Genomic DNA, 10,306 nt, shown 5'->3' with positions numbered 1-10,306 from the left:
TGCCGGTACTGCCGGTACTGCGACGACGGTGCCGACCAGGGTGCGGTCGATGTGTGAGCACCGGGTCGGTGGCGGACTCCTGGGGGTGGGAGCCGACTCAAACCGGAATCATTGGTTCTTACTGCGGGGTAACCAAAGTGTTCGTTCGAATGGTTCGTTCCACTACGCACGCGGGTGACAAGTTTGGGCTGCTCGGCGGCCCGCTTTCATCACTCGCCTGAGTGTTCCGTCTGCCGGCGGCCACGAATCAGCATCACCACGCCGGCGGCGGCAAGCAGACCGCCCGCGATCCCGCCCACAACGGGCACAGTCTCGCCGAGCAGCTTCAGCCGACTGCCGTCGTCGGAGGCCAGCGTCACCTGCTCGCGCCGGGTCTCCTCGGTGAACTCCAGCCGCTTACTGGACAGCAGGGTGACCGCGTCCTTCTTCGAACCCGGGGCCCGCAGCGTCTTTGTCGGCGCGATCACCGCGTTCATGATCCGGCCCGTGCGCTGGTCCACCGTCAGCTCGATCCCCGCGTTGGAGTACCACTCCTCGGCGAGCACCTGGCCCTGCGGGCGGCCCACCAGCGCGCCGGGCACCTGACGGGTGCCGGTGGCAGTGGCCGCGACGGTGCCGACGAAGCGGTAGCCCTGGTGGCCGCGGATCTTGGTGGTGCCCTTGAACTCCAGCGGCACAGCGGCACCCAGGGCGCTGTCCCACCAGGTGTAAACGCGCTTCTCGACGTCGAACGGGAACTTCAGGTAGGCCTCGCCCTCGAACCTGGGCTTCTCCTCGCAGCAGCGCACCGGCATGTTCGTCCGGCGGTCGGTGACCCACCGCTCCGTGGTCCACTGCAGGGATTTCCGCGGGTCGGCCAGCGGCAGCGTCTTCGGGGTGTCGATCTGTGTCGACACGTCCCAGATCGCTTTTCCGCTGCGCTTGCTGCCGACGACGTCGCCCAGCACCCGGCGGGTGATCGTTATCGCCCGGCCGTCCACCGTGGAGACGGATCCGGTGTCGAAATAACTGCCCTCACCAGTGAAGACCGTCGTGGAGTTCACGTCGGTCGGTGTGCGCTTGGCACGCGGCTCCACGTACCAGACGAGCAGCTGAGTGAGTACCAGCAGAAAAACACCAGTGCCCAGCAGAATCAGGGACAAACGCGACGTTGAACGGCGCATGCGGGTACTCCAATGCGGGCGGAATATGCGGGGCATTCGTGGGCTGTGCGGGAAGGGGTCACACGCACGGATTTCAGCCTGTCCGGGCCGAGGAGTGGCGTACCCGGGAGTAACAGCGCTGTGACCGGCGAAATTAGGCGGCCCTTGACCACCTGTCAATGCGCCTCGCATACTGACGGCGCCGGACCGGGCCGGCGCGCTGGGTGACAACCTCATCGACAGAGAGGCCGATCACCCTCATGCCCAGACTGCTCGCCGCCTTCCTGACCTGCGTCGCCTCCGCCGTCCTGGCCACAGGCGCCGCCTTCGGAATCGTCGCCGCTCTCAACGCCACACCCGAGCAGCAGAATGTGCCGCTCGTTACGTTCCCCGACCCTCCCGCCAACGGGACGTCCAGCACGCCGAGCCCCAGCGCGAGCTAGGTTGTAAAGATCCAGGCCGGCTGATCGAGCGGCATGCGGACGGACATCCAGGAGCGGTGCTGTGGAAGCGTCGTCAGCGTGGCACGACGTGCCACGAGAACGGATTCAGCGTTTCGCCGACCTCGCCCTGGAACAGGTCCCCGAGCTTGCACAGGACATCCTCGCCGCGATCCGACGGGAATATCCGGGTCTGGCGTTCATCGCCGACGAGTCCGGAGAGCCTAAGGCCCTCGTTGCGATCCGGCACGCGCTGGAGCTCTTCGTGGAGCAGATGACCACGGGGTCGGACCGGCCGCGCGCCCTTCCCGAGATGTTCCAGGACTTCGGGCGCGGCGAAGTCACGCAGGGGCGCAACCTGGACTCCTTGCAGGGAATCTACCGACTGGGCGTGCGCCTTTCCTGGCGGCGTATGGCGGAGATCGGCCAGCAGGTCGACATCCCGCCCGCAGCTATGTACGAACTCGCCGAGTCCGCGTTCGAGTACCTCGACGTCATGGTGGCCCAGTCGGTACGCGGCTACGCCGAGGCCGTCGCCCGCCAGGCCGGGGAGCGGCTGCGCCTGCAACGACAACTCGTCGAGCTCCTGCTCGCCGAGCACCGCACGGATCCGTCCGCCTTCCTCGCCGACCGCGCGGCCGGCGTCGGCTGGCAACTGCCCGAAAGGGTGGCGGTGGCCGTGCTGCTCCGCCCCGCCCAGGAGGCTGTCGCCCCCGCCGTGGGCGACGAGGTGCTGCTCGACATGGAGGGCGAGCAGCCGCGCATGGTGGTGCCGGACCCGGACGCCCCCGGGCGCGCGGAGTTGCTGCACCGGGCGACGGCCAATTGGTCCGGCGCGATCGGCCCGTCGGTTCCCCTGGCGGAGGCCGCCACGTCGCTGCGCTGGGCCGAGGCCGCCGTCGGGATGATCGAGCAGGGCCTGCTGCCGCAAGGACGGCTCCTGCACTGCGGCGAGCACGTCGAAGCCCTGGTGCTGCTGCCCTCAGGGGAGTTGATCGACGATCTGGCGCGGCGGCGACTGGCCCATTTGGGCGAGACCGGCGGCCCCGCGCACGCCCACCGTCTCGCCGAGACCCTGCTGGCCTGGCTGGAAACGCGGGGTGGCGCGCCGGAGGTGGCCGCCCGGCTCGGAGTCCACCCGCAGACCGTGCGCTACCGGCTGAGACAGCTCCGTGAGTTGTGGGGCGAGGACCTGGACGACCCGGACCGCCGCTTCGAAATGGAGCTGGTGCTGCGCGCCCGGCGGCTGCGCGGTGATCTCGTCCCGCCGCCTGACTGACCGGGGTTACCCTGACGGGCTGTCGGGCCCGGCCCGCCGAAGAACTCCGCGTCGCGGCCGTACCGTGCCGTCAGGTCGGAAGTGGATGAGCGGGCGCAGGGTGCGCCACGCGAATTAGCTCGTCGCAGCCGATAAGTGATTCAGGATCCGATCCAGCTGCGGGCCAGCCCTCCGTCGTCAACACCTGCAACTCGTTCCCCACGTCAGAGTGGATCGCATAGAAGCGCGGGGACCCCTGCCACACGACAAGGCGAAGAGGCCCCGACACCCACACCTCTCGAGAACGAGGCCAGTGCCCATAGCGCCAGGTCAACGCACTCGTCCGCGCGGTTTCAGGGCCACCGGCGGAAGTGCGGGAGCAGGCAGCCGACCCCCGTCGTAGCCCTTCACCTCGCCGAAGCGGCTGCCGGACATCCAGTCCCTCCTTGCCTCCTCGATCTCCTCGTGCGACCTCCCGATGAAGTTCCACCACATCACCAGTTCCTCCTCGAACGGCTCTCCGCCGAGGAGCATCAGGCCGGCGTCGGACTCGGCGCGCACCGGGAGTTCGGTGCGGCCGCAGCCGAGGTAGAGCATCGAGCCGGGGAGCACGGGCACGCCGTCCACGTGTGCCTCGCCTGACATGGACAGCACGGCGTACTCGAAGTCCGGGTCGAGCGGCAGCCGGGCCTCTGCGCCGCGTGTCAGGGCGAGGTCGGCGCCGACGATCGGGGTGTACGTCGTACCGGGCGACGCGGCGCCGTCGAGTGAGCCCAGGATGACGGTGGCGACCAGGCCGGGTGCCGTGACCGTGGGCAGGCCGGCGTGGTGCTGGAAGGTCGGCTCCACGTCGCGGTGCGCGTGGGGCAGCGCGACCCACAGCTGGGCGCCGTGCAGGAAGCGGGCGTGCGGCTTCGGGCTCTCCTCGGAGTGGCTGATCGCCCGGCCCGATGTCATCAGGCCCAGTTCGAGGGGCCGGATCGTCTGGAGGCTGCCGAGGCTGTCGCGGTGCAGGACCTCGCCCTCGTGCAGCCAGCTGACCGTCTGGAGGCCGAAGTGCGGGTGGGGAGCCACCTGCATGCCGGGCTGGTCGGCGATGTCGTCGGGACCGTAGTGGTCGATGAAGCACCATGCGCCGATCATGCGGCGGCCGAGGTTCGGCAGAAGCCTGCGTACCTCGGTGGACTCGCCGAGCTGGACCTTGCGGGCGGTGAGGAGTTCACGTACCGGCTCCGCGACGACAAAGCCGCGTCCACCGCAGACCGAAGGCACGGCCTGGCGCTCAAGATTGCTCATGGGCTCAACCTATTCCCGTGCAGCCGCTGCCCGGGAGTGCTCCGCGCCGACCACATGGGCAGATTGGGCGCAAGGGCCGGGCTGCGCTCCGTACTGAGCGCAGCCCGGCTGAGCACCTGGGGCGTGTCCGGCGGATCAGGCCGGCTTCAGGGTGCGGCGCGTTTTCGGTGCTGGTGAGCGGGGCCTGGTGCGTGCAGCTGCAGGCGGAGGAGGGAGTCGACGCGGAGCGAGGCCGACCGACGACAACGCCGGAGGGGGTCCCCCCTGGCCCTTAAGGCCTAGGGGGAGTGCGTGCCAGACCCCGCGGCCCAGGCATGATCCGCCGGACACGCCCTACGCGAGGGCGGGAGCGGGCTCCCGCTTGGAGTCGCGTACGCCCGGCAGGGGCGCCCGCGCCACCAGCCGGCTGTTGCGCGCCGCCTCGACGCGCCGCGTGAACCACACGACCTTTCCCTCGGACGTGCTGCAGGTTCCCCAGCTGTCGCTGAGCGCCGCCACTATGGCGAGCCCGCCGCCACTGGCCGTGGCCAGGCGCGGCATCGGCGGGCCGTTGTCGGCCACGGATGTGGTCAGATGCCTGCCGGTCCAGCGGAGTTCAATGACGCACCAGTTGTCCTGACCGACGTGCCGGTGGACGTTGGTCAGCAGTTCGTCGACACCCCTGCACACGGCGTGGATGTGCGACTCGAGATCCCAGTGGCGAAGATGCGCGGCCACAATGCGGCGAATCTGGGAGACGCGCTCCGCCGAAGCGTGCAGTTCGACCGCGTAGTACCGGTCGCTGGGATGTGTCATCGTCATGGCTCCTCACCGCGAGGCTCACGAGCTTCACCTCGTTGCACCAACGACCCCCGAACACGAAGAGTGAGCGATAATCCCTTTTGGGTCAGCAATATCGTGCCCCCGAGGAGCCGGAACCGCAACAGATCTTGGGCTCACCGTGTCTGCCATCGCCGCGGCTACCGGTTGCTCAGGCGCAGCTGGGTCTCCTGCTCCTGGTCACCGGCCGCCATGCCGACCACCTCCACCACGAACGCGGACGCCAGACTGTCCTGCAACTGGGCGACGGCCCGGTAGCCGCCCTGGAGGTCGACCGTGACGGGTGCTGTGAGCCGCGTGGGCCCGGGGGTGGCGCGCTGTTCGGACACGTCGAAGGTCGCTGTCCACACCGTCGGGCGCCCGGCCACCACCTCGTGCGGCACGTCGTCGGCGGGACGGTCGCCCGCGAAGGAGGTCCGCAAGGCGCTGAAGACGGCGTGGGCGTCCTCCGCCGGACAGCCAGTGAGCTCTACTACGACTTCTGCCTCCGGATGTTCCGTGCTGTTCACTGCGGAACCTCTCTCTGCGGACCGACTGGCACTTCTCTGCCGGCTGCTTCTCCCCGCCGGCCGCCGCGACGGCATCGCGGCGCTACCAGGCTCACCCGGCGGGCGCGCGCCTGCGACCGGAACAGAGCCGCTCGGCCCGCACGCCGGACGCTCTCCGGGTGCCCCGTCGCTGAGCCGGCACTCCCTGATCGCGGCGGTGAGGCTGCCTCCGACTTGCACGGCACCCCGGAGGGGGGTTAGTACGAAGTAGGTATGTACGTGGCTTCTGACTCCCCCGGGTAAGGGGTGAACCACTGTGCTGTTCACCGATCGCGTGGATGCGGGCCGGCGTCTTGCCGAAGCGCTGGGGCACCTGGCAGGCGAGAAAACCGTCGTTCTGGGCCTCCCCCGGGGCGGTGTTCCGGTGGCCTTCGAAGTGGCGCAGGCACTGCACGCCCCCCTCGATGTGATCGTCGTACGCAAACTCGGCGTCCCGTACCACCGGGAACTGGCCTTCGGCGCCATCGGTGAGGACCAGGTACGGGTGATCAGCGACGACATCGTCCGGCGCAGCGGGATCGCGGAGGAGGACATCGCGGTGGTCGAGCGTGCCGAGGCGGTGGAGCTCGAACGGCAGGCGCTGCGGTTCCGCGGCAACCGGCCGATGCTGCCGCTCGACGGCCGCACCGCGATCGTGGTGGACGACGGAGTGGCGACCGGCGCCACCGCGAAGGCCGCGTGCCAGGTCGTACGAGCACACGGCGCGGCCCGCGTGGTGCTCGCCGTCCCGGTGGCGCCGCCGGACGCGGTCGCCGCGCTGCGCAGCGCCGTGGACGAAGTGGTGTGCCTTTCCACGCCGAGCGCGTTCCGCGCGGTCGGCGAGTGGTACCACGACTTCTCGCAGACCCCCGACGAGGAGGTCATCGACCTGCTGGGGAAGGCGAATCGCCCGGCCGCCGGGGCCGACCGGTCGGAGGAAGTGGGAGTGGACGCGGGCGGGGTCCGGCTGGCCGGAGAGCTCGTCCTGCCGGCGGGCGCCGGTGCGATCGTGATGTTCGCCCACGGCTCCGGCAGCAGCCGCCACAGCCCGCGCAACCGCCGGGTGGCGTCGGCCCTGAACGAGGCGGGCCTCGGCACCCTGCTGTTCGACCTGCTCACGACCGCGGAGGAAGCCGACCGCGCGAACGTCTTCGACATCGAAACCCTGGCCGGGAGGCTGGTGGACACCACCCGTTGGCTGCGCAGCCGCGAGGCCCTCCCGATCGGTTACTTCGGGGCGAGCACCGGAGCGGCGGCCGCGCTGCGGGCCGCCGCCTCCGCCGAAGCGGACGTCGGCGCTGTCGTGTCCCGAGGCGGCCGACCCGATCTCGCCGGGCCCCGGCTCGCCGACGTACGGGCGCCCACGCTGCTCATCGTGGGCGGCGACGACACGATGGTTCTGGAACTCAACCGGCAGGCGCAGGCGCAGCTGCGCTGCGAGAACCGGCTCGAGGTGGTCCCGGGCGCCACGCATCTCTTCGAGGAACCGGGGGCGCTGGACGAGGTCGCAGGCCTCGCGCAGGCGTGGTTCATCCGGCACTTGGGGGCGCGGACGGGCGGGTGAGGCGGGCCGGGCGAGCGCGTCAGGCCGTCAGGCCGTCAGGCCGTCAGGCCGTCAGCACCACCTTGCCCTCGGTCTCGCGTGCCTCCAGGGCAGCATGCGCGTCAGCGGCTCGCTCCAGAGGGAAGCGGGTGATCAACGGGACGAGGCTGCCGTCCGCCGCTGCCCCGAGCGACCGCTCCGCAAGCTCGCGCCGGCCTCCTGAAGGGACCATGTTCGGCCCGATCGCCCAGGTGGCGGTGAGTTGGCGTTCGACAAGGTCGCGCGTGGTGATCCGGGTCGGCTCCCCCGCCGCCCAGCCGTGCAGCAGGAAGCGGCCCCCGGGGCCGAGCAGTTCCAGCGCCTCCCGGCCCGGTCCGCCGCCGACGCCGTCCAGGACCACGGTCACCTCTCGGCCGCCCAGAGCTTCGCGGATCCGGGCGGGCCAGTCGGCGGTCCGGTAGTCGACCGCGACATCGGCGCCGATCGTACGTACGCGCTCCACCTTCGCGGGACCTCCTGCCACTCCCACCACGACCGCACCGGCCTGCCGCGCCGCCTGCACGAAGAGGCTGCCGAGGCCGCCTGCCGCCGACATCACCAGCACGACGTCGTGCGCCGAAATCCTCGCGACTCCGAGCACCCCCTGTGCCGTGGCCCCGGTCGTGATCATCGCTACGGCGGTTTCGGCGTCCACGTGGTCGGGGACCGGGTGCAGCGAGCCGACGTCCGCGACCGCCCGCTCGGCGTACCCTCCGTCCCCGTCGAGCTGCGCCACGACCCGGCGGCCCAGCCACTCGGCGCCCACCCCCGGACCCACCGCCGCCACGACACCGGCGACCTCCGCGCCCGGGGTGACCGGCAGCTCCGGGGGCAGATGCGGGCCGACGCCGAGGCCGCGACGCAGCGTGGTCTCGATGAAGTGGACACCGGCGGCCTGCACATCGATCCGCACCTGCCCTTCGGCCGGGACCGGGTCGGGGACCTCTTCGTAGGTGAGGTTCTCGGCGGGGCCGAAGGCGTGCAGCCGTATCGCGTGCATGCGTACGCTCCTGAATCGTTGACCTGCGCGAGTGGGTTCAGGAACCACTGTTCAACGTCAACTGCGCTTGAGGTCAAGGAAAGCCGGGCGAAGTGATCACGGAAAGAGGTAGACCGGTATCCGAAGCCTCCCGACGACCCCTTGGAGTGGCAGTGCCGGATTTTGAGATCACCGTCGCGAGCGCCGACGACATGCGGCTCCTGGCGGACTGGGCCGATGCGGAGGGCTGGAACCCGGGTCACACCGACGGCCAGGCCTTCTTCGCCGCAGATCCGCGCGGCTTCCTGATCGGACGCCTCGACGGAGAGCCCGCCGCGTGTATCTCGGTCGTGCGCTACGGCTCCGACTTCGCGTTCCTGGGTTTCTACATCACGCGCCCGTCGCTGCGCGGCCAGGGTTACGGCATGCGGGTCTGGGACGCCGGTATGGCGCGGCTCGCCGGTCGCAACGTGGGGCTCGACGGTGTGGTGGCTCAGCAGGACAACTACCGTAAATCCGGGTTCCGTTCCGCCTGGAACAACATCCGGTACGAAGGTACGACGCACGCCGACACAGCGGTGCCGTCCGGCGTCACACTGGTCGATGCCCGCACTCTGCCGTTCGATCAACTCGCGGCGTACGACCGCCAGTTCTTCCCGGCACCTCGCGACAGCTTCCTCGCGCCGTGGCTCTCCGCGCCCCGCCGTACCACCGTCGCCGCGCTCCGCGACAGGGAGCTGCACGGCTTCGCCGTCATGCGCAGCTGCCGCGCGGCGTCGCGCATCGGCCCGCTCTACGCCGGGTCGACGGAGGTGGCCGCCGCCTTGGTGGGAGCACTCGCGGCCACAGCGCCGGGGGGAACCGTGGCGATCGATGTACCTGACATCAATGTGGGTGCCGTGCGACTGGCGGAACGACTCGGGCTGACGCCGTCCTTCGAGACAGCACGGATGTACACGGGTGCGGTACCGCGGATCGATCACGAGGGGCTGTTCGGCGTGACAAGCCTTGAGCTGGGCTGACGTACCGCCCCCAGGCCCCAGGAGACGGGAACACTCGATCGACTCGTGGTGTTTTACGTGGCATGTTCAGTCCCCGCTGCGTTCCCGCAGCGCTCGCCGGCACGCTCATCGTCGTACTGGCGGGCTGTACCACCAGCGGCGGCGACAGCACGGCCGACAAGCCCGCACCGGCTCCCGTCACGGTGCTCTCACCGGACACCTCGGCAAAGCCGGACTCCTCGGCAAAGGCGGCGACAGCCGTCGAACCGGCGCCTGCCACCTCCTCCACCGAGCCGGCCGCGCCCAAGAGCAGCACGCGGCACCAGACCGCCCTGCTCGCCATTCCGTCGATCGGCATCACTGACCTGCGCGTCGTCCCGTACGAGGGGACCACGGACGACTGGGCCGGTACACGGATCCAGGACCGCGGTGTGGCCGCCAGCCCGTACGGCGATGAAGGCGGTGTCGGGCCCGGCGAGGTCGGCAATTACCTGGTCACGGCGCACCGTCTCTCCGCCGGAGGGCCGCTGCGCGAGCTTCCGTCGGTCGACGAGGGCGACTCCGTCTTCGTGACGGCGGGCGGCAAGGTGTACGAGTACAAGATCACCGACACCAGGACGACCTCGTTCCGCTCCAAGCGGTCACTAGCCGAGCAGCGGGCCGCGGTTCCGGGCTCGCCGGACAAGCGGCCCACCGAGGCGATGATCACGATCTCCACCTGCGCAACCCCGGAGGACGACGCGACCGGGAACTTCTGGCGGGACGACAAGGGCAACCCCGAGCATCGCATCGACAAGATCGGCGTGCTGGCCTCGTCGCGGGCGGCACCGGCAAGCGCGCCGACCGCTCCCTAAGGGCGCCTCAAGCGGCAAACGGGCCCATCAGACAGCCTCAACCTTCCGCGCACTGCCGCCGCCGACGCCAGGGGAAACCGCCTCCTGCTGCGGCAGCTCTGTCCGCATCCGCAACCGGGGACAGGAATACCGGCAGGAAGGCGAGTGCCAGGCAGCTTCCGCCCACCCACAGTGCGATGTGCACGCCCGCGAACTCTCCGATTGCGCCTGCCATCGCCGATCCGACACACACCGCCCCCGTCAGCATGAAACGGAACGTGGCGTTCATGCGGCCCAGGAGCGCATCGGGCGTCAGGCGCTGGCGGAGGCTGACGCCGAGTACGTTGTCGATGCCCATTGTCAACTACCCGGCCGTAAAGGGCCGGGCTTGGAGGTAGGGCCCAACCGGCTGCTGGGTGGTCTCCTCCG

10 protein-coding genes and 1 pseudogene are annotated in these 10,306 nt (G+C 70.1%); 5 read left to right on the top strand and 6 right to left on the bottom strand.

All coding sequences use genetic code 11. From position 1 onward, the window contains the following. Positions 1–209: 209 nt before the first annotated feature. Entirely contained in the window at positions 210–1,163 is a 954-nt protein-coding gene (locus J7I98_RS38420) for a DUF3068 domain-containing protein (RefSeq protein WP_214929700.1), read from the bottom strand. A gap of 239 nt (positions 1,164–1,402) precedes the next feature. Here J7I98_RS38420 and J7I98_RS38415 point away from each other — a divergent pair, with 239 nt between their 5' ends. Both J7I98_RS38415 and J7I98_RS38410 read left to right on the top strand, forming a co-directional pair. Further along, positions 1,403–1,585, top strand: coding sequence for a hypothetical protein (locus J7I98_RS38415; protein WP_214929699.1), 183 nt, complete (start codon positions 1,403–1,405; stop codon positions 1,583–1,585). A gap of 88 nt (positions 1,586–1,673) precedes the next feature. Next, entirely contained in the window at positions 1,674–2,861 is a 1,188-nt protein-coding gene (locus J7I98_RS38410; protein WP_214929698.1) for a CdaR family transcriptional regulator, read from the top strand. A gap of 309 nt (positions 2,862–3,170) precedes the next feature. Here J7I98_RS38410 and J7I98_RS38405 read toward each other — a convergent pair whose 3' ends face one another. The 3 genes from J7I98_RS38405 to J7I98_RS38395 form a co-directional block, all read right to left on the bottom strand. Next, the gene (locus tag J7I98_RS38405) at positions 3,171–4,136 is read right to left on the bottom strand and encodes a pirin family protein (protein ID WP_214929697.1); all 966 of its coding nucleotides are present in this window, start codon (positions 4,134–4,136) and stop codon (positions 3,171–3,173) included. A 333-nt stretch (positions 4,137–4,469) separates the two neighbouring features. Further along, complete coding sequence (locus J7I98_RS38400) at positions 4,470–4,931, bottom strand: ATP-binding protein (protein ID WP_214929696.1); 462 nt, start codon at positions 4,929–4,931, stop codon at positions 4,470–4,472. A 164-nt stretch (positions 4,932–5,095) separates the two neighbouring features. Beyond that, entirely contained in the window at positions 5,096–5,464 is a 369-nt protein-coding gene (locus J7I98_RS38395; protein WP_214929695.1) for a hypothetical protein, read from the bottom strand. 295 nt (positions 5,465–5,759) lie between these two features. Between J7I98_RS38395 and J7I98_RS38390 the strand changes: the two genes are divergently transcribed. Next, complete coding sequence (locus J7I98_RS38390; RefSeq protein ID WP_214929694.1) at positions 5,760–7,046, top strand: phosphoribosyltransferase; 1,287 nt, start codon at positions 5,760–5,762, stop codon at positions 7,044–7,046. 43 nt (positions 7,047–7,089) lie between these two features. Here the strand turns inward: J7I98_RS38390 and J7I98_RS38385 are convergent, their stop codons facing one another. Beyond that, positions 7,090–8,064 (bottom strand): zinc-binding dehydrogenase, encoded by a 975-nt coding sequence (locus J7I98_RS38385; protein ID WP_214929693.1) that lies wholly within the window; start codon positions 8,062–8,064, stop codon positions 7,090–7,092. A 152-nt stretch (positions 8,065–8,216) separates the two neighbouring features. Between J7I98_RS38385 and J7I98_RS38380 the strand changes: the two genes are divergently transcribed. Both J7I98_RS38380 and J7I98_RS38375 read left to right on the top strand, forming a co-directional pair. Further along, positions 8,217–9,065: a GNAT family N-acetyltransferase gene (locus J7I98_RS38380; RefSeq protein WP_214929692.1), complete on the top strand. Its 849-nt coding sequence runs from the start codon at positions 8,217–8,219 to the stop codon at positions 9,063–9,065. 62 nt (positions 9,066–9,127) lie between these two features. Next, a complete protein-coding gene (locus tag J7I98_RS38375) occupies positions 9,128–9,898 on the top strand; it encodes a class E sortase (protein ID WP_214929691.1) in 771 nt (256 codons plus the stop codon). A 27-nt stretch (positions 9,899–9,925) separates the two neighbouring features. On the opposite strand, the pseudogene J7I98_RS38370 reads toward J7I98_RS38375, so the two are convergent. Continuing rightward, positions 9,926–10,235: pseudogene (locus J7I98_RS38370) on the bottom strand (hypothetical protein); the annotation flags it as partial. Positions 10,236–10,306: the final 71 nt, after the last annotated feature.

Origin of the sequence: Streptomyces sp. ISL-98, assembly GCF_018614055.1 — a bacterium.
Classification (GTDB): Bacteria; Actinomycetota; Actinomycetes; order Streptomycetales; family Streptomycetaceae; genus Streptomyces; species Streptomyces spiramyceticus.
Note: the sequence above shows the minus strand (reverse complement) of the source record. Positions and strands in the feature narration are given on the sequence as shown.